We start from the raw sequence: 19,729 nt of genomic DNA, 5'->3' as shown, positions 1-19,729 counted from the left end.
TTCCCTGACGGTATGAACCCGCTTCCCTCCTTCCTGTGCGTCGGTGTCCAAAAAGCCGGCACGTCCTGGCTTTATGAGCAATTGCGCCAGCATCCTGAGATTTGGTTGCCGCCCATTAAGGAACTGCATTATTTCGACCATTTGTATTGCCCCGCTAACCGTGCTTGGACGCAGTGGCACATCGAGCAATCGGCGAAAAACCTGCTCAAAGATTACCTTAACCAAGCGCAGGCTGTCGATTTCCGCTATGTCCGCTATCTGGCGACCATGGCTTCTAAGCCCTTGTTCACCGAAGCGTGGTATCGGCAGGCTTTCACGCGCCGGGCGGCCCAAGGCAAGCTGTTGGGCGACATTACCCCCGAATATTGCGCCATAGGCGATGAAGGCATCCTCTATATGAAACGCTTGCTGGGTGCGGTAAAAGTGCTGTGGATGATCCGTGACCCGTTAGACCGCGCCTTATCGCAATTACGCATGAACGCCGGGCGGCGCGGCCTGTCGGCAGACACCCCGGCCAGCACTTGGCTGGCGTTGGCCGAAGACCCCGAAGTGGCCGAGCGGGGCAACTACGCCGATTATATCCCCCGTTGGGAGCGGCACTTGGGGCGGGATGCCATGCTGTTTATACCGTTCAGGCAGATCGGCCAACAACCGGAAGCGGTGTTGCAGACGGTCGGGCAATTTTTGCAAGTCACGCCCTGGCAAGGCTACCAGTGCCTACATGAAAAAGTCCATGCCAGCCCACCTTACCCTATTCCTGAGGCCGCAGTCAGTTATCTTAGCGCGTTAGCCCAGCCCCAATACCGCTTTTTGCGGGCTTACTTTCCTGCCGAATTCATGCAAGCGATTTAGACGAATAGGCCGATATTTTGCGAAAGATCCTGCGTTTTTTAAAAAAAGCCCTCCCCCTCCAGCTTAAGGCGCGGCGGCATGGCCGTGATTTGGCCTTGGTAAAGGATTGCACCGCACACATTAACGGCAAGGATATTTTAGCGTTTATCGTGTTGCGCAATGAGGCGGTGCGGTTGCCGTATTTTTTCGACTATTACCGGCACTTAGGGGTCGGCCATTTTCTGATTATCGATAACGGTTCCGATGATGGCTTGCTGGAAGTGATCGGCGCGGCGGCCGATTGTTCGGTCTGGCATACCCAAGCCAGCTATAAGGCCGCGAAATTCGGTGTGCATTGGCTGAATTTCCTGCTGCGCAAATACGGTACGGGGCATTGGTGCCTGACGGTAGACCCCGACGAGTTTTTGGTTTACCCCTATAGCGATAGCCGTAATCTGCGGGAACTGACCCATTACCTTGAGCAGGAAGGCAAGCCGTCGTTGTTTACCCTCATGCTGGACATGTACAGCGACACCGCCATAGAGCAAGCCACCTACCAGGCCGGCCAAGACCCGTTGGCAATTTGTCCATGGTTTGACGGTACGGGCTATTATCAGGACAAACGCCCACACTATGGCGAATGGTGGATACGCGGCGGGGTGCGGCGGCGGGCCTTTTTCGCCGACCAGCCGGAGCACTCGCCCGCCCTGAACAAAACCGTGCTGGTACATTGGCGTTGGTATTACGCGTATATCGCCTCCACCCATATTGTCTGGCCGAACCGCCTCAATAACCCGCACTTTGCCGACACCCTGGCCCCGACCGGCTGCTTGCTGCATTTTAAGTATCTGTCCCTGTTACGCGAAAAAGCCGAAGAGGAAGTGCACCGCCAAGAGCATTATGCCGGTTCTTTTGAGTATCAGCGCTACTTGGCGGGACTGGACGCACAGGCCTATCTTTGGACTAGCGCGTCGGTGCGTTTCCAAGACTGGCGGCAGTGTGTCGATTTGGGGCTGATGACGACGGGGCGGTGGTTTTAGTGATGAAATTGGCGTTTATCATTTTGGCGCATGACGATAGCGACAACCTGTTCCGGCTGATCCGGCGGCTGTTGGCTGACGGCGATTTAGTGGTGGTGCATTGGGATAAAAAAAACCCTTTCGACTTAGCCGCCGCCGCGTATAGCCAATTGGACGGCCCACAACGCTCGCGCCTGCGCTTTGCCCGCCGCCATGCGGTCGAATGGGGGGGCTGGAGCATGGTCGAGGCGACCTTGGCGGGGCTGGCGGAATTGGCGGCTTCAGCCGAAACCTTTGATTATGTGATTCTGCTGAGCGGGGCCGACTATCCCATCAAACCCTTGCGCGTGCTCAAAGCATTTCTTCGCCAAGGCGGTGGCCGCGAATATATCGAATGCGTAAACCCCGAACACGAGACATGGGTAGTCGATGGCTTGGTGGAGGAGCGTTACCAGCATTACCATTGGCTGAACTGGCGCAAACGCCCTAAGCTGTTCAGCTTTATGGTGACGGTGCAAAAAAAACTGGGCATCCGGCGGCGTTTGCCGGAAGGCCTTAGCCCGCGCTTTGGCTCCCAGTGGTGGGCGTTGACCGGCACGACCGCGCAACAGGTGCTGGAACGTAGCCGCCGCCGCGCCCTCCGCGCCTTCTTCAAAACCACTTGGGTGCCGGATGAGCTGTTTTTTCCGACCCTGGTGGCGGCGCTGGTGCCTGCCGGGCGCATTGTCTCCAACAGCCTGACTTTTTACCATTTTAGCCAGCAAGGCCGCCCCTTGCTGTTATATAACGACCATTTTGACTTTCTGTGCCAACAAGAGCGGTTTTTTGCGCGGAAATTGTCGGCACACGCCACCTTATTGCGCGACCGCCTCGACCAAGTGTTGGCCGACCCAGAGCCTGCCGCCCCACCCGTCCGGCTCAGCAAGCAATTGCCTGCTTACGAAGCGTTTACCGCCGTACAATGGCGCGGCTTACCGGGGCGGCGCGTCATCGGTCGGCAGCACGATGCGTGGTACGGCGATTTGGAATGGAATAAGCGGCCCTATTTTGTCTTAGTCTGCGACCAGCAGACCCGGCTTGAAACCGCCCGCCAAACCTTAAACGCCCTGCCGGGCGTTAGCTGCTATGGTGAGCTGTTTCATGGCAGCCATATTGACTATGGCGTATCCGGCTGGGCACATCCGTTTTACCCCGCCGACAAGCCCGCTGTCCGCGATATGAAACGGCCCAATTTTTTGGCGGATGTCCTCCAAGCCCAACCGGCGCAGTTTATCGGCTTTGTTTTACGCCTGCCCTGCGGCCATGAAATGGAAAAAGTCATTCTGTTTGACCCGCAGGCCGCGCCTATTTTTATCCTGCCCGCTGACGGTTACCAAACCCCCGACGGGTTGGCCTGGGACACCGCCTTCGCTAATATGGTTTTACATGATAATCTGCAAGAAGCCCGCCGAGCGGGTAAGCGCTGCTTATTATTAACCGCACACCAGCATCACCTTTCAGATGAGGGCATTAGCCAGCTAAGCTCTTATGTCAGCCGTCTAAAAACAGGTTTTACATGTTAAGTTTTTTGGGGATACTAGGACAAATGGCAGGCCACTACCAGCCCCGCCCATTATTGTCGCCGGAAGCGGGGGATAATCGGCAACCGGCCAAGCAACGCTTGGTGATGACCTTATTGGTCAGAAACGAGGCCGATGTCATCGAAGGCAATTTGCGCTTCCACCTCGACCACGGGGTGGATTTTATCGTCGCCACCGATAACGGCTCCAGTGACGGCACGACAGAAATCCTCGAAGAATATGCCAAGCAGGGGGTCGTGCATTTGCTCCACGAGCCGAGCCGGGTGTTCCAGCAACGCGCCTGGGTCAACCGCATGGGCAGGTTAGCCTGTTCGGCCTTTGCCGCCGATATGATTTTCCATGCCGATGCCGACGAGTTATGGTTACCGCGTAGCGGTTCCTTAAAAACCGAGTTGTCCCGCTATAGCGATGTGGATGTGTTGTCGGTGCCGGTCAGAAATATGCTGATCGCCAATCGCGGCGGGGCCGAGTGTTTTCCGGGGGATATTATTTACGAAGTCAGCAACCCGATAGTCAAAGCCCTGCCGAAAGTGATGGACGAAGTCAATTGGCGATCGTTTTTGTTGTACCGTTACCCCAATAAAGTCATTTACACCACCCGCCAAGGTTATTTGGAAGTGGTGCAGGGCAACCATGACATTCAGCCTAGGCATTGGCAAAATTATTGTAAACAGCCGTCTTGCGATATAGAAGTGCTGCATTTTCCGGTGCGCGGCTTTGCGCAATTTTGCCGGAAAATCATCAATAATGGCGAGGGCTTGGAAAATCTGGAACAGCACTTTGGCAGCAAGCCCGCCCATGCTTGGCATGTCAAACGCTGGTACGCGCTGTATAAAAACGGTAAGCTGGACGAAGAATATGCCCGGTTGCTGAATTTGGAGGCTTACTTGGCGCAAGGCATCTTATCGCCCTTAGGCGAACACCGCTACCGGGCGTTGGATTATTTTGCCGATGCCTTGGCAATGCCGGGCTAAGCGGTACATTAAGGGTTAAAATCATTGATGATCAAGTTTTTCATAAAGCCCGCCAATTAGGGTGGGGCATTTGTTAAAAACACAAGGCCGTAGGGTAAAACGGCTCCCTCCCCTGATGGGGAGGGCTGGGGTGGGGAGAATAAAATCAATGGCTTATACTTATGGCTTAGAGGTTTTAATCAGACTGCTTTCTGTCCGAATTAATGAAAAAAGCCTTATTTAGATTCTCCCCACCCCAGCCCTCCCCATCAGGTGAGGGAGACGGGCTTCGTTGCAACTTGTTGTTTTAAATTAACTTGTGTTTATTTCCAATATCCGGTAGCCGAGCTATTGATTTGAATGTTAAAAACTTGATGATCGAGAAAATGATAAAAAAACGCCGCACAGGCTGGTTGCTTGCCTTAGGTCTGGCGCTCATTGGCGCGTTGGCGATTTTGGCGCCGGTTCCGCTGGCGTTTGCCCCGGCTTTACAGCTAACCACCCTTACCGGGCAAACGCTAACACTGTCGGACTGGCGCGGCAAGCCGGTCATCGTCACGTTTTGGGCGACCGATTGCGCCGGCTGCATCAAAGAAATCCCCCCGCTGCGCGGTTTGTATCAGGATTATCACGCGCGGGGCTTGGAGATGCTCGCCATTGCCATGTACTATGACCCACCCAGCCATGTGGTGGCGATGACGGGCGAACAGCAGTTGCCGTATCCGGTCGCCTTGGACTTAACGGCAGCGTCGGCGCGGGCGTTTGGCCAAGTCGCCCTGACCCCGACCACGTTTTTAATTGCCCCCGACGGGCGCATTGCCTTACAGTACACGGGTTTATTTGATGAGCAGGCGATACGCGCCGCGCTGGACCGTTTTTTAAAAGGATAACTATGCTTTGGTTAAAAGCCCTGCATTTGATTTTTATGGTGACGTGGTTCGCCGGCCTGTTCTATTTGCCGCGTTTGTTCGTCTACCATGCCATGAGCGATGATGGCATCAGCAACGAACGCTTTAAGGTGATGGAGCGCAAGCTATACTTTGGCATTATGACACCGGGCATGGTGGCGACGTGGCTGTTTGGGCTGTGGATGTTGCACAGCTATGCGTGGGCGGCTTATGCGGGCAGCGGTTGGCTGCATGTTAAGCTGGCCTTGTTGCTGGTCTTGGTGGCTTATCATATCCTGTGCGGGGTATGGTTACAGGCGTTTAAGCAGGACCGTAATACCCATAGCCATGTCTATTATCGCTGGATGAACGAAGTGCCGGTGCTGTTTTTGGTGGCGATTGTCATTTTGGCGGTGGTCAGGCCTTTTTAGGTATTACGGCCTTTAGGCCGTGGGGGCGGCAGGTGGACGGGACGGATCTCTTGGTAAGGAAAAGGTTTATGTTCGACATAGTAAAACGGCTGTTTGAGATTTGCCTGTTTAAAAAAGGCCCGCAGGATTTGCCTTATCGCCTGAGCGTGTTAAAAATGGCGGTTGCCGCCAATATGCTGGTCAGTTTTTTAATGCTGCACATGGACAAGGGCGGGGTGCGCTCAGTCTTGCAAACGGTGGTCGGCATTGCCTTGGAAGTCTTCTTCGCGGGGCTTTGCCTGTACAGTTTCGGTAAACTGGCGCGGTTTTGGCAAACTGCCTCGGCCTTATTGGGTACGGACGCGCTGCTGAGTTTTTTTGCCCTGCCGGTGATGGCGACCCTGATCTTACAGCAAGGCGGGGTGGCGGTGTTTTTAGTGATGGTGGCGATTATTATCTGGCATTGGGCGGTGGTAGGCCACATCTTACGCCACGCCTTAGATAAGCACATCAGCTTTAGTTTGGGCTTAGCGTTGTTATATTTAGTGGCTTCTTATAAAGTAATGGCTTTATTGTTCCCGGAACTACCCAGTGTTAACTAACGAGGCGAGCATGGCAATGTATCAGCATATCTTATTGGCGGTCGATTTTTTTGAGCATGACCAGATAGTCATTGACCGGGCGAAAGCATTGGCGGCCAGCTATCAGGCAAAACTAAGCCTAATTCACGTTGTCGACAATACCCCGATGGTCGATGCCGGTTATGGCGATATGCCGTATCCCATCGACTTGGGCAATGAGCTGATGGCTATTGCCCAGGCTAAGCTGCATAAATTGGCGGCGGCGTTGGCAGTGGCCGAGGCGGACATTTGGCTAGAGTCGGGCAGCGCCCACCAAGAGATTGTCCGCGTCGCCCAAGAGCAACAGGCCGATTTGTTGGTGGTCGGCTCGCACGGTCGGCATGGTTTGGCATTATTGCTGGGGTCTACCGCCAACAGCATCCTGCACCACGCCCGCTGCGATGTCTTGGCAGTACGCTTGCCGGATCAGCCCGCCGCCTGAGCGGGTGTTCTGCCTTACGCGCTTTTAAGTAGTGGTGCAAAAGTCTTTTAACATTCGTGAATTCAACCCCACCCCTCCTGAGCGAAGCCGAAGGGGCTCCCCTTCGCAGGGGAGGGGGTTACAGAGCTACCAATGTTAAATGTTAAAAATATATGAACACCCACTTACCGCTACGCGCTGCACCATAAAGCCTGCGTAAATGCGGGTGGTTGCCGAAAAAAAGTGTTTCAAAAACAAAAATTAGAATAACTATAGAGGAAAAAAATGAGTGGCACTATTGAGAGTTATGACCCTGCAACAGAAACCGGCACGATAAGCAGCGAGGGCCGTCTGCTGGCTTTCCGGCTGGGTGATTGGGTTGCCGTTGCCGCGCCTGAAGCGGGCGATGCCGTGCGGTTTATTGAGGAAGAAGGCGTTGCGAAAAGCGTTGACCTGGTCGGGGCGTATTTGGAAAAGCCCAAGCCCGTTAAATACAAATATCTGGCGGCATTGTTGGCGTTTACCTTAGGTTGGGCAGGCGGTGGCCGCCTATACTTGGGGTTTTACCGTTTGGCTTTCGCGCAGATGCTGGTGACGTTTGCGTTGTTTATCACCCAGTATTTTATTGTCTACGCGCCCGTTTGGGGCTTTATCGAATGTGTGCTTATTTTAGCCGGGCATCTGAACCAAGATGCCAAAGGGCGGCCATTTAAATAAGCCTTGACCGCCGCCCCGCAACCTTAACCCTTTAGGGCCGCAGGTTGCGGGGCAGAAGGCCTTACGGCAACCGCCCGTTTAGTGGCGGCGGCCTTTTTTGGCGGCGGGTTCTTCAAACTTTACTTTTAACGGCTTGCCACAATACAAGTTGCCGTCCAACGCCGAAATGGCGGCACGGGCTTCATGGCCTTCCATGCCGATAAAGGCAAAGCCTCGGCATTTGCCGCTAAAAATATCCGAAACCAATTCAATGGAGCGGACTTTGCCATATTGCGAAAATAAGGCTTGTACGCTGGTCTCGGTGGCGTCGCTAGGTAAGTTTCCTACAAAAATACGTTTCAAAAGACATGTCCTAAATTCAGAGGTGGGTTGATGGGCCGGATGTTGCCGGTTTTGCCACAGTCCCGCAAGACGGGGTGTGCCGGGAAAATAACCGCTTAAAGCGGCGTTTGCCTGGGGTGCTTGCAAGTCTTTAGGCAAGTTTGGCCTGTCTGTTACCGTCAGGGGCCTTTGGGGCAGACGGCAGCAAGCAAGCCGAAACCGCTTAACCGTATCTATCAATACCAACATAGCTGAGCCGCTTATACCGCTGAAGCGGCAAGTAGGCATTTGCGCAGCATATAAAGGCAAAAAGCGAGGGAGTTTCTGGAAAAGTGCTGATGGATATGCAAAGCGTAACTAGAAAATGTCGGCACAAGACCGGCAAATTTTCTACTAGCTCCGCCATTATAGTGATAACGTTCTGTTATAGCTATCTAAAAGTTTGGTTGGGCAAGCAATGGGGCTTAAAATATACCGATAGCCGCCTGTTTTTTGAGCCAAAAGCAGGCGTTTGGGGAAAACGGGGCTTGTCCGCCGGACAGTTTGGGCCTGCGGTGCAAAAGCAGGCTAGCGGCTCAGTCATGTTTGGGGCAGGGGCTGAGCGGGTTGAATTTGGCAGCGTTATCGGACTCATGGCCAGCGATTTTAGCAAGGTTGGGCAACTGGCTTAAACGCCCGTTAAGCCGATTTAGAAAAGTCTGCACAGGCAGAGGGTCTTGGACCGGCGCGAGACCTTGTTGCAATATTTCATTGGCGGCGGGGCTGCGGGCAAATTCGGACAGTAAATTCGCTATGCGTAGCCCGGCTTCTGGGGCAATTACTCCGTCTTTGCGGCCTTGGCTCAGTAAAGCGGCAATGGTTCTGGCTTCTGCTGCGGCCAAGTTGCGTAACCTGTTGTCATGTTGTGTTGCCAGTAGCGCGTAAGGCAGGAGCTGATAAAATTTTTTTATAACCGCTTGGCCTTCCGGGGTGGTGTCCAGCATTTCGTTGCTGAACGCCACTAACTGTTGGCTGCTGTCTACGCCGCCTAACAGTTGTGCGGTATGGTCATCCATACTGTTTATAGGCTCGGCTTGGACGGACAAACCCGCTAACGCTAAGGTAATCGCAATCAAGGTTTTTTTCATATAAAGGCTCTGCATAAGTGATGATCGGTTGTCCACTTGTCAATCCAGACAGAAACAACTTATATTTATAAATGGCTACAAAAAAATAACCACTTACTCACAATAACAGCAATACTAGGGTGAAAAAAATTAACTAATACCAAAAAAACTGTGATTTTTTCACAAAAAATAGGCAATCCTCTCCTAGACATTGATTTTTAAAGAAAAATATTTTTAATACCCAAGGCTAAAAAATAAGGATTTTGCTGTTTTTATTCAAAAATGTGCAGCAACTCCAAAAAAGACTGCCGTTGTTTGCGGTAGCGAATAATGCGACACACCCTTAGATTAATATCTTTTTTGTTTTCATAACGACTGATATAATAGTCTTAGGTATCTAAATGTTTTGAACCTTGGGTTTTTGGTATCCCAGTGACGTGCCCATTGCCCTTACGTTAGACTTCCATAGAGATGCCGTCACTAATCAAGCAACACAAATAGCCAAATACTCAGGCTAAGGCGGGGTTGTAGCCTGTCGTTTGCTTAACGTTGGACTCTATTAATATGGGGGAATAAGCGTATGAAAAAAATAAAGGCGGCAATGTTACTGGGGGCGCTGCTGATGGTTAGCGGCACAGCCATAGCAGATTTAAATGATGGCTTGATTGTGCATTATAGTTTTGATGACTGCACAGCGAAGGACAGTTCAGCCAACGCATTGGACGGGACAATAATAGGCGACCCAAAATGTGTGGACGGCATAGCACTTGATGGCACAACAAATAATAAGGCATTAGAATTTAATGGTAATGATGTTATTGAAAGGTTATTTTCCGGTAATCCGGCCGCCCATTACACCGTCAGCCTTTGGTTAAAGGCAACCGATAATAATTCGGGCATTTTTTCGGTGGATGCCGGAACAATGGGGAGCGGGGCGGGGAATGACCGTCATATTTATTTGTCGTCAGGGAGGATTTGCCACCGCGTTTGGAGTATGAACAAGAAAGACCAAAATGGTGATGGTTCAACACAATATATTTCTTGTACAGACCAAACCATCGGTAACGGGTTTACGTTGGTCACGTTAGCGGTTACCGGCAAATCCACCCGCTACTACATTAATGGCGAATTAGTAAAGCAATCCCTTTCACGCCCCTCTGAATTTAATTGGGATAACCGCTTCTATGTAGGCTATAGCTATGATCGGGCAAGTCAAAAATTTAAGGGTGTCTTAGACGAGTTCCGCTATTACCGACGCGCCTTAAAAACCAGTGAAATCAAAGAATTATATAAACAAGGCATCACTGTTGCCGGAACAATGAAGGGGTTAAACCCGGTCGGTTTCAGTGCGGAATGCCAGAATGTGACGACCGGGCAAAGCGTGATGCTCACTACCCGCCACTTTAATTGTGAAGCTGCCGGATTAACCGTTTCGCCTAATGACGTGATCCATATTACCGTTGATGGCAAAGCAAAATAACAAGTCCGCTTTATGCCGCTTAAGCGGCATCTGCCAATAATTGAGCCTAACACTCGATCATCAAGTTTTTCATAAAGCCCGCCCTGTATAGAGTGGGGAATTTGTTAAAAACACAAGGCCCGTAGGATAAGATGGCTCCCTCCCCTGATGGGGAGGGTTGGGGTGGGGAGAATAAAATCAATGACTTATGCTCATGGCTAAGAGATTTTAATCAGACTGTTTTTATTTCGTTTAATGAAAAAAGCCTTATTTAGATTCTCCCCATCCCTCCCCATCAAGGGAGGGGGACGGATTCCATTGCAACTTGTTGTTTTTACTTAATTAAAATACTAATCCAATATTTAGTGGCTAAGTTGCTTATTCTAATATTAAAAACTTGATGATCGAGTAGATAGGGTAGTTCGCTTGTGATAATACTTGTGACGATTTATTGATTATTTACAGAGAGGCGAATTAACGTGGCACCTGACTTAATGCTCGAAACTGTTGCATGGTCGTTTAAAGAACCCCTACCCGATTCACCTGCGGCTTTAATTGATGCCATTTCAGTTTATTATGCTGAAATAAACGCACCCGAACCGTTTGATAAGGCATTATTGGCATCAACCTCGCCTTTTAAACACTTAGCGGTCAGATATAAGTGTTGGTTACCCCAAACCAATGAACAAAACCAAGTGCTTGAATGGGGTATGGTAGAGATGACGGCAAGCATTGATGGGGACGGCAAATGGCTTACCTATGCCGATATACTTTGGCAATTGCACAAAGCCGTGTATCCGTACCTAAAAAATACCGACCATCATTATTTTGAAGGGCTAGAGCTGACGGGCGAAAGTCCAGAGGGTGCTACGGAATATACCGTCTGGCTTGGCAGTTAAGATGGCTTAAGCGGATATCAGGTTAAGCATAATGGCTGACCTTTGCTATTATTGCCGACAAATGCCAGCAAACGTAAACCGCCACGCTGGCGATACCGTCTCATCGCCCCGCTTTTAAGCAAGCGAACACACTTTTTTACCACAGGGACGTAAAGCCCCACCAACCCGAAACACACGACTGTATGGAATTTAATTTACTCAACACCGACGGCTACGCGCGGCGTGGACGGCTGACTTTTGCGCGGGGCGTGGTGGAAACGCCGATATTTATGCCCGTCGGCACTTATGGCACGGTCAAATCCTTAACCCCGGAAGAACTGACCGGCATCGGGGCGCAAATCATCCTCGGCAACACCTTCCACCTGATGCTGCGCCCGACCACCGCCGTGATTCAAGCGCATGGCGATTTGCATGATTTTATGCGCTGGCAAAAACCTATCCTGACCGATTCCGGCGGCTTTCAGGTGTTCAGCTTAGGGGCGTTGCGCAAAATCAGCGAGCAGGGCGTAACTTTCCAATCGCCCATTAACGGCAGCAAGATTTTTATGGGGCCGGAAGAGTCGATGCAAGTGCAGCGCGAGTTAGGCTCAGACATCGTGATGATTTTTGACGAATGCACCCCCTACCCGGCCACCGTAGACGAAGCCGCCGCCTCCATGCGCCTGTCCTTACGCTGGGCGGCACGGAGCAAAGCCGCACATGGCGATAACCCCTCCGCCCTCTTCGGCATTGTCCAAGGCGGCATGTATCCGCAACTGCGCCAAGAATCCATTAACGGCTTGGTTGATATAGGCTTTGACGGCTACGCGATTGGCGGCTTATCGGTGGGCGAACCCAAAGACGAGATGATGGCGACCTTAGATGCGATCCACACCCAAATGCCCAGCGATAAGCCGCGCTATCTGATGGGAGTGGGTACGCCGGAAGATTTGGTGGAAGCGGTGCAGCGCGGCATTGATATGTTCGACTGCGTGATGCCGACCCGCAACGCCCGCAACGGCCACTTGTTCACCCGCTTTGGCGTGATAAAAATCCGCAACAGCCAATATGAATTTGATAACCGCCCTTTAGATGAAGAATGCCCCTGTTACACCTGCCGGAACTATTCCCGTGCTTACTTACGGCACTTGGACAAATGCCAAGAAATGCTCGGCCCTAGGCTGAATACCATCCACAACCTGTATTACTATCTCAGCCTGATGCAGGGCTTGCGCGATGCCATCGAACGCCAAGAACTGACAGCGTTTGTGAAGGAATTTTACCGCCAGCGCGAACCGGCCAACCGTCCGGCGTAACACCCTGGGAGCGCGGCCATCTTGGCCGCAACAGCGGGCAGGATGCCCGCGCTCCCATTACCGTCGGCCTAAATCACTAATCATCATCATAATCATCACCCTCAGACAAGCCGATCAGCGTCTCAAAGCCGCCCTCACCGCAACTTTCCGTCAGCGTCCTGATAATTCTTTGTATAGCGGCGGGCGACTCATAAGGACCGTTCATATAAAACGGTTTGCCGTCTTTGCCGTAGACATACTGCACCGGACAGGCCTCATCGGCATCCAACAGGTCTTTGGCATTGTTGTAGTCCGCATGGGGCGCAAAACCCAAACCCTTAGCATAGTCCACCAAGCCATCCAGCAGTTTTTTGGCGCAGCCAGGGGTCAATGCTTCAAAACTCCGGCCATTGACTTCCGACATTCTCGCCCTAATACCCTGCACATAATCCCCTTCCGGCAGCACCCTAAACATGGCATCTTTTACCCCCAAGCAAAAGACATCTATAACAAAAGCGCTCATGGCAATATAGCCGTTAGGCAGGCGGCGCGTCACCACCAACTCGCCGATACCATCAATAAATAAATTCGTTGGGATCAGACATTCATAAATGGGAAACCCGGCATAAGGCTTGGCTTTGCTGATTGACATCACTGGCGATTTTTTTACCGCCGCCGCGCGTTTTTGTTTTTTCTTAGCCAGTTTCTTTTGCCGTTGCTGTTCTGATATGGCCATGGTTATACTCTATCTGCTGAGGTTGCCGGATTTTGTCAGTGCCACCAAAAAGGCTTTCATCCCCCTATAAAAGCGGGTTCTCCACTGCTTAATCCTTACATTAGCCGCTGATTATACCGCTAATTTAATGTGTTGGCGCAAGGCTATTTTTATCACTCGATGATCAAGTTTTTCATAAAGTCACCTCTATAGTGGGCAAGATTAGTGAAGAGCTAAGGCTTATCAAAGTGGACAGCTCCCTCCCCTGATGGGGAGGGCTGGGGTGGGGAGAATAAAATCAATGACTTATACATATAGTCCAGAGATTTTAATCAGAGTGCTTTCAGTCCGTTTAATGAAAAAAGCCTTGTTTAGATTCTCCCCACCCCAACCCTCCCCATCAGGGGAGGGGGACGAATTCCATTGCAACTTGTTGTTTTAAATTAATTTATTCAAACTTTCAATGCCCAGTAGCTGAACTATTTATCCGAATGTTAAAAACTTGATGATCAAGTTTAAAATAGCAGGCCTACTTACAACGCCCCGGCAATCTCCCGAAAACACGCCAAGCCCGCTTCCACATTCTCAATAATCTCCGCCGCCAAATCATCCGGTTCCGGCAGATTATCCAAATCGGCCAGGGATTGGTCTTTCAGCCAGAAAATATCCAAACTGGTTTTGTCACGCGCCAGGATCTGCTCATAACTGAATTTACGCCAGCGGCCTTCGGGGTTAGTTTGCTCGTGATAGGTTTCAACCCGCTGATGACGGTTCTCTGCCTGATAACAGGCGATAAAATCCTGCAAATCCTCAAACCGTAACGGCTTCTTTTTCAGCGTATGGTGGATATTGGTGCGGTAATCGTAATACCAGACGGCTTTTGTCCACGGGTTCGGGCTGGCGGCGTGGTTATCGAAAAACAGCACATTCGCCTTTACGCCATTGGCATAAAAAATCCCCGTCGGTAAGCGCAAAATGGTATGCAGTTCGGTGGTCGCCATCAACTTACTGCGCACCAACTCACCCGCCCCGCCTTCAAACAACACATTATCCGGCACCACCACCGCCGCCCGCCCCGTGGTTTTTAACTGGCTACAAATATGCTGGACAAAATTAAGCTGCTTATTGGACGTGGTCGCCCAAAAATCTTGGCGGTTATAGGTCAGCTCATCCTTTTCCTGCTCACCTTCCGCATTAGTAAAGGTCATACTGCTTTTTTTACCGAACGGCGGATTGGCTAACACCATATCGACCGACTGCGAGGGTGGGGCTACCAGCGCATCATTGGACGACACCCTGCTATCACCGTCAATTTCCCCGATATTGTGCAACACCATATTCATCAGACACAAACGGCGGGTGCTGGCGACAATCTCATTGCCGTAAAAAGTCGAATGCTTTAAAAACGCCTTCTGCTGCTTATCCAGCTTATGATGGGCTTGCAGATAATCATAAGCCGCCAAAAAGAAACCGCCCGTACCGCACGCCGGATCGGCAATAGTGGTATTCGGCACCGGGCGCATACAAACCACCATCGCCTTAATCAGGGCGCGGGGCGTAAAATACTGCCCCGCCCCCGACTTGGTATCCTCGGCGTTCTTTTCCAGCAAACCCTCGTAAATCGTACCCTTAGTGTCCGCGCCCAGCATCACCCAATCGGTATCATTCACCAAATCAATCAAACGCGACAACTTGGCGGGGTCTTGGATTTTGTTTTGCGCCTTAGTGAAAATCTGCCCCAATAGGCCGGACTTGTTGCCCAACTCGCGCAACAACAGCACATAATGCCCCTCCAAAGCCGCGCCTTTTTTGGCTGTCAGGCTTTGCCAATTGTAGTCGGCAGGAATGCCCACATCGCGGTTATAGGGTGGCCGGCTGTACTCCTCCGCCATTTTTAAAAAGATCAGGTACGTCAGTTGTTCCAGATAATCGCCATACCCCACGCCGTCATCGCGTAAGGTTGTGCAAAAACTCCAGACTTTGGAAATGATGGATTCGGTGTTCATGGGCGGTTGTTCCGATAGGGGATTAATATCCCGATAGTTGTGCCGTTAAGCTGTGTAACCCGATGCTCAAGTTTTTAACATTAAAAATAAATAGTTCAGATTCTAAGTAACAGACCAATTATTATATTTAATTAAAACAGCAAATTGCAATGGAATCCGACCCCCTCCCCTGATGGGGAGGGATGGGGTGGGGAGAATCTAAACGACACTTTTTTCATTAAACAGAATAAAAATACGCCGATCAAAATCGCTGAGCTATATGAATAAGTCACTGATTTTATTCTCCCCACCCCAGCCCTCCCCATCAGGGGAGGGAGCCGTTTTACCCTACGGCCTTATGTTTTTTAACAAATTCCCTACCCTATTCAGTGTGGGTTTTATGAAAAACTTGATAATCGAGTGTAAGGCTTGCTTCGGGTTTGAGGCTAGTAATCCCTCTACTTAACATAATGGACTCCGAGATTTAATGGGGGTTCTTTTCGGCTGCGGGCATAACGCGGCGGTTTCGGCTTGGATACGTTCCAGCAACACGCTGGCGGGTTCGTCGTTAGGGTCTTGTGGGACTAACTGGCCGGAAAAGGCTTTTTTTAGGATGGATTGGCGCAAGGCTTCGGCTTGTTGCAGGGCGGTGGTTAGGGTTTGGTCGAGTTGGTCGCAAACAGATAATTTTGAATCAAGTTCCGTTTGGATTTGGATTTGTTCTTCAATTCCACAGACAGCAATAACTAGCGATTGAATTTCGCCAGAATTGATGTTGTTCACGCCACTTGTCGATTTTGCCTTATATTCAATTTGTTTTCTTACTGAATGAGAAAGAAATAAATTCAATAAATATGCAGGCACTATCACTGTCTGATTAGGGCGCAACATAATCAAATAGCCCGCATACAAATATTCAATATCGGCATTAGAAACAAGCGCACACCGCCCAACGATTGAAACACTGCCATTTGAACGAATTAGTAAAATATCACCCGCGTTGAGTTTATATGAAGCAATTTCAGCATCGCTAAATTGTGCATACTTTAAATCAGAAGCATCAATTTTTCCTGAAACAACATTAGGGATTCTGAGAACTCCAATTTCCATTGTTTCATAATCACATTTTTTTGCTGTGCCATAAGTTGGCTCATCAATAATTGCGCCAAGCTTTGAGTAAATCCACCCCTCCGGCAATTCAGGCAAGTCCGCCAATTCCTCAGCCGTTAGCGGCGGTAAGGTTTTTGGGGCTTTGGGTTTGCCGCCTTGTTTGCCATTCGCTTCCCAATCCGTAAGCTGTTGCTGATAGCGTTGTTCGCGTTCGGTTTGGATACGTTGCAGCAAAGCTTCGGCGGTTTCCCGTTTGCCTTGGTTTTCTGCCCGCCATTGTGCCGTAAGCTTGCCGGAAAAAGCGTGTTTTACAGGGCTTGCCGATAGATTTTCAATTGTTCACGCGCAGTTTTCAGGCTTTCTATGCCTTTGTCCAGCTCAGAAAATAAGGCTTCTATTTTGGCTACGATGCGGTGTTGTTCATTTTTTGGAGGGATTGGAAATTGATAATTCCAAAGTAAATAAGGATCAACGTGAGGCGTACCGCTACCTTTAGCCCGTGTGTTAATTTCTTGATATTTAGATTGCAGAAAATAAAAAGCGTAGTCATTTACCATTGACGGAAAATAAATACGAACTAATGTACTGCCAAGTACACCGTTAATACCTTTTCCAACTAATCCAGACCGCGAGCCATCCCAGACCATTAAAAAATCTGTTTCAAAACATAAGCGACAACCATCACCATCCGTCCACGATTTTATAACACCCTCTTCAAAAGCTTGAATGTCAATATAAGGTAAAGTATGTGTTTCCGTTTCTATTTTTGATTCGTTTCGCGGTTTCTTACCTTTATCGCTTTTCACAAAGTTGCCGAGTTTCACTACTGCCCATGAGTTTGGCAATTTCATTTTTCCATTATCCATATTTACCAAACAACTTGCGCCAAACAACCAGCAAACGCAAAATATAAACTGTCCATTAACAACATCCTAATTTCCTTAAATTTATGAATAAAACCCATTTTCAATAGCATCGGGCAGCGGATCGTCAAAATGACTGGGTACGGCAAACGCCCCCTCCATCACACCTAAAATGACTTTTTTATGTTTTGGCGGCAAAACCGCAAAATCTTTTAGCTCGGCAGCTTGTGCTTGTAATAGCTCTTCAAGGAATGCGTGTTGCACATCAGGCGGCAAGGTTTCGTAAAGTGCATAAAGGCTATGTGCGGTCGTGGGCTGTTGTGTTTTCATATTATGCCTCTTAGATAAACCCAAATGGTTTTGTTACATGATAACAAACTCAAGCCGCCAGCGCGTCATTCAACTCATCCAACACACTATCCATCTGTGCGCCAAACAACTTGTACATTTTGCCCAAGCCGCCTTGGCCGTCAAACGGCGACATATCCAAGTCGTCCCGGTCGATATGGATGGAGCTGGCGATGTGGTCGCGGATCATCTGTAGCCACGCCATTTGCTCTTCGTTGAATTTTTCGGCGTTACCCGCATGGCGTTTCATAATCCAATTCTGGAAGTTACGGCGCACGGTGTCGTCAAAAGGGGTTAGTTTAGCGTCCAGGCCGCAGACGCGGCGGATTAACGCCACCAGCGCGGTCAGTTCGCTGCCCGGTTGCTGGCCTTGGTAGTTGTCGAGTTGGCTGTAAGCTTGCCAAACCTGCAAGGGTGCGAGTTGCGGCTTGTCGGCTTTGAGGATGTCCAGCAAGTCGTGGATCAGGCTGTAGGTCAGTTCACGGCGGCGGTGCGGTTGCTGGTAGAAAATGCTCAGGGCTTCGATTTGGTCTTGATGGCTGGCTAAATAATCGGCAAAGGCCTGGCTGAGAGTGGCGGCGTTGCTTTGGGCAGTGCTGGCCCAGCCGGAAAAAATAACGCTATCCAGATTGATGTGGTCGATGGTTTGCTCTTTGTCGCGCCGGATGCCGTCGAGCAATTCGATCAAATCGCCTGTAAAAATGCTGGCGGCCTGTTTGACCAACTGCGTTTGCGCCTGTTGGCGTTGGCTGGCGTTAAGGTCGGCCTCTTCGGGCAGGCCTGCCACGTCACGCGCTTGTTTGTCTATGCAATCCGCGTCAATGGCAGCAAACAAGTTGCCGATAATGTGGCTGAGCTCGACACCGCCCGCCGCTTGGTTGATTTTGGCCTTTTCGGCGGGGCTAAGCTGTTGGTTTAACCGCGCCAAACGTCCGGCTAAGGAGCTGACGGTATCGGCATCATCCGCGCCCATCATCACGCCCATCGCCAAGTCTTTTAGGGCGACGGTGGGCTTGGTAATCAGCGGCTGGCTGGCGGTTTTCAGCGATTGGGTCACGCCAACGGCATCAACAATAACGTAATGGCTTTTGGCGGTGAGCGCGGATGGGGTGACTTTTTTCAGGGCATCGTGGTCGAGGGTGCGGGTGCCGCGCCCTTTCATTTGCTCAAAATAATTGCGGCTGCGGACATCGCGCATAAACAGCAGGCATTCCAGCGGTTTTACGTCGGTGCCGGTGGCAATCATATCCACGGTGACGGCAATGCGCGGATAGTAGGCGTTGCGGAAGTCGGCCAAGGTTGATTTGGGGTCTTCGTCGGCTTTGTAGGTGATTTTCTTGCAGAACGCGTTACCCTCGCCGAATTCTTCGCGCACGGTGTTGATGATGTCATCGGCGTGGCTGTCGGTTTTGGCAAAAATCAAGGTTTTTGGCACTTCTTGCCGCTGCGGGAACAGGGTCGGCAGGCTGTTTTTAAAGGTTTTGATGACAGTGAGTATCTGGTCGGGGTTGACGACGCTGTTGTCTAGCTGTTTGGCGGTGTAGCTTTCGTCTTCGTCCTGTTGTTCCCAACGTTTGCGGCGGGTGAGTTTTTCGCGTTTTTGGATGAGTTGCTTGGCGTTGAGTTTGCCCCCGGCTTGGCTAATCGCGGTTTCAATCAGGTAAATTTCGTTGCCGACGTTCACGCCATCGGCCACGGCGGTTTCGTGCGGGTATTCGCTGACGACGTTTTTCTTAAAGAAACCGTAAGTGCGGCTATCCGGTGTGGCGGTCAGGCCAATCAGAAAGCTATCGAAATAATCCAACACTTGCCGCCAGGTGTTGTAGATGGAGCGGTGGCATTCGTCAATGAAAATAAAATCAAAAAACTCCAGCGGGATTTTGGGGTTGTAAACCACAGGCAAGGGCGTTTTGGGTTTGGTGAGCTGTTCGGCAGGGTTAATGTCTTCCAAGACGCTCTCCAAGGCTTCGCCTTTGAGTAGCGAATACAGGCGCTGGATGGTGCTGATGCACACTTGGCTGTCTTTGGCGATATAGGACGATTGCAGGCGTTGTACGGTGTAGAGTTCGGTGAATTTACGGTTATCGTCGTTCGGCAAGTACGCCATCATTTCTTGCTCGGCTTGTTCGCCCAGGTTGCGCGTGTCCACTAAAAACAGGATGCGTTTGGCATCGCCGTATTTGAGCAAGCGGTACATGGCGGTAATGGCGG

The 19,729-nt window shown here is 50.6% G+C and carries 20 protein-coding genes; 12 read left to right on the top strand and 8 right to left on the bottom strand.

Going from position 1 to position 19,729, the window contains the following annotated elements; genetic code table 11:
- Nucleotides 1-12: 12 nt before the first annotated feature.
- From AADEFJLK_RS09890 to AADEFJLK_RS09850, 9 genes are all read left to right on the top strand, one after another.
- On the top strand, nucleotides 13-852 hold the full coding sequence (locus AADEFJLK_RS09890) for a sulfotransferase (RefSeq protein WP_103974125.1): 840 nt from the start codon (nucleotides 13-15) through the stop codon (nucleotides 850-852).
- 17 nt (nucleotides 853-869) lie between these two features.
- On the top strand, nucleotides 870-1,871 hold the full coding sequence (locus AADEFJLK_RS09885; protein ID WP_211299187.1) for a glycosyltransferase family 2 protein: 1,002 nt from the start codon (nucleotides 870-872) through the stop codon (nucleotides 1,869-1,871).
- Nucleotides 1,829-3,412, top strand: coding sequence for a beta-1,6-N-acetylglucosaminyltransferase (locus AADEFJLK_RS09880; protein WP_170065076.1), 1,584 nt, complete (start codon nucleotides 1,829-1,831; stop codon nucleotides 3,410-3,412). Before AADEFJLK_RS09885 ends, AADEFJLK_RS09880 begins: the two co-directional genes overlap by 43 nt.
- Nucleotides 3,406-4,404: a glycosyltransferase family 2 protein gene (locus tag AADEFJLK_RS09875; protein WP_103974123.1), complete on the top strand. Its 999-nt coding sequence runs from the start codon at nucleotides 3,406-3,408 to the stop codon at nucleotides 4,402-4,404. Before AADEFJLK_RS09880 ends, AADEFJLK_RS09875 begins: the two co-directional genes overlap by 7 nt.
- 353 nt (nucleotides 4,405-4,757) lie before the next feature.
- The gene (locus AADEFJLK_RS09870; protein ID WP_249028016.1) at nucleotides 4,758-5,273 is read left to right on the top strand and encodes a peroxiredoxin family protein; all 516 of its coding nucleotides are present in this window, start codon (nucleotides 4,758-4,760) and stop codon (nucleotides 5,271-5,273) included.
- 2 nt (nucleotides 5,274-5,275) lie between these two features.
- Nucleotides 5,276-5,701, top strand: a complete 426-nt coding sequence (gene hemJ / locus AADEFJLK_RS09865; RefSeq protein WP_103974122.1) for a protoporphyrinogen oxidase HemJ — start codon at nucleotides 5,276-5,278, stop codon at nucleotides 5,699-5,701.
- A gap of 68 nt (nucleotides 5,702-5,769) precedes the next feature.
- The gene (locus AADEFJLK_RS09860; RefSeq protein ID WP_103974121.1) at nucleotides 5,770-6,282 is read left to right on the top strand and encodes a hypothetical protein; all 513 of its coding nucleotides are present in this window, start codon (nucleotides 5,770-5,772) and stop codon (nucleotides 6,280-6,282) included.
- A gap of 16 nt (nucleotides 6,283-6,298) precedes the next feature.
- Complete coding sequence (locus AADEFJLK_RS09855; RefSeq protein ID WP_346222655.1) at nucleotides 6,299-6,742, top strand: universal stress protein; 444 nt, start codon at nucleotides 6,299-6,301, stop codon at nucleotides 6,740-6,742.
- 264 nt (nucleotides 6,743-7,006) lie between these two features.
- Nucleotides 7,007-7,438: an NINE protein gene (locus AADEFJLK_RS09850; RefSeq protein WP_103974120.1), complete on the top strand. Its 432-nt coding sequence runs from the start codon at nucleotides 7,007-7,009 to the stop codon at nucleotides 7,436-7,438.
- 78 nt (nucleotides 7,439-7,516) lie between these two features.
- On the opposite strand, the gene AADEFJLK_RS09845 is transcribed toward AADEFJLK_RS09850, so the two are convergent.
- Entirely contained in the window at nucleotides 7,517-7,780 is a 264-nt protein-coding gene (locus AADEFJLK_RS09845; protein ID WP_088621731.1) for an RNA recognition motif domain-containing protein, read from the bottom strand.
- Between the two features lie 554 nt (nucleotides 7,781-8,334).
- Nucleotides 8,335-8,886: a hypothetical protein gene (locus AADEFJLK_RS09840; protein WP_088621309.1), complete on the bottom strand. Its 552-nt coding sequence runs from the start codon at nucleotides 8,884-8,886 to the stop codon at nucleotides 8,335-8,337.
- A gap of 559 nt (nucleotides 8,887-9,445) precedes the next feature.
- Here AADEFJLK_RS09840 and AADEFJLK_RS09835 point away from each other — a divergent pair.
- From AADEFJLK_RS09835 to tgt, 3 genes are all read left to right on the top strand, one after another.
- Nucleotides 9,446-10,345, top strand: a complete 900-nt coding sequence (locus AADEFJLK_RS09835) for a LamG domain-containing protein (protein ID WP_103974119.1) — start codon at nucleotides 9,446-9,448, stop codon at nucleotides 10,343-10,345.
- 473 nt (nucleotides 10,346-10,818) lie between these two features.
- Nucleotides 10,819-11,223, top strand: a complete 405-nt coding sequence (locus AADEFJLK_RS09830) for a hypothetical protein (protein ID WP_103974118.1) — start codon at nucleotides 10,819-10,821, stop codon at nucleotides 11,221-11,223.
- A 182-nt stretch (nucleotides 11,224-11,405) separates the two neighbouring features.
- Nucleotides 11,406-12,518 (top strand): tRNA guanosine(34) transglycosylase Tgt, encoded by a 1,113-nt coding sequence (gene tgt, locus AADEFJLK_RS09825; RefSeq protein ID WP_103974117.1) that lies wholly within the window; start codon nucleotides 11,406-11,408, stop codon nucleotides 12,516-12,518.
- 76 nt (nucleotides 12,519-12,594) lie between these two features.
- Here the strand turns inward: tgt and AADEFJLK_RS09820 are convergent, their stop codons facing one another.
- From AADEFJLK_RS09820 to AADEFJLK_RS09795, 6 genes are all read right to left on the bottom strand, one after another.
- Nucleotides 12,595-13,233 (bottom strand): hypothetical protein, encoded by a 639-nt coding sequence (locus AADEFJLK_RS09820; RefSeq protein ID WP_103974116.1) that lies wholly within the window; start codon nucleotides 13,231-13,233, stop codon nucleotides 12,595-12,597.
- 512 nt (nucleotides 13,234-13,745) lie between these two features.
- Entirely contained in the window at nucleotides 13,746-15,218 is a 1,473-nt protein-coding gene (locus AADEFJLK_RS09815) for a class I SAM-dependent DNA methyltransferase (RefSeq protein WP_103974115.1), read from the bottom strand.
- Between the two features lie 441 nt (nucleotides 15,219-15,659).
- A complete protein-coding gene (locus AADEFJLK_RS09810; RefSeq protein ID WP_103974114.1) occupies nucleotides 15,660-16,541 on the bottom strand; it encodes a restriction endonuclease subunit S in 882 nt (293 codons plus the stop codon).
- Between the two features lie 74 nt (nucleotides 16,542-16,615).
- The gene (locus tag AADEFJLK_RS09805) at nucleotides 16,616-17,158 is read right to left on the bottom strand and encodes a restriction endonuclease subunit S (protein WP_170065074.1); all 543 of its coding nucleotides are present in this window, start codon (nucleotides 17,156-17,158) and stop codon (nucleotides 16,616-16,618) included.
- Nucleotides 17,159-17,254: 96 nt separating this feature from the next.
- A complete protein-coding gene (locus AADEFJLK_RS09800) occupies nucleotides 17,255-17,500 on the bottom strand; it encodes a hypothetical protein (protein ID WP_103974112.1) in 246 nt (81 codons plus the stop codon).
- A 49-nt stretch (nucleotides 17,501-17,549) separates the two neighbouring features.
- The coding region (locus AADEFJLK_RS09795; protein WP_103974111.1) for a type I restriction endonuclease subunit R at nucleotides 17,550-19,729 on the bottom strand (2,180 nt) is incomplete at its 5' end.

The organism is Methylovulum psychrotolerans (assembly GCF_002923755.1).
GTDB lineage: Bacteria > Pseudomonadota > Gammaproteobacteria > Methylococcales > Methylomonadaceae > Methylovulum > Methylovulum psychrotolerans.
The sequence above is the reverse complement of the archived record's forward strand: the minus strand, read 5'-3'. Positions and strand labels throughout refer to the sequence as shown.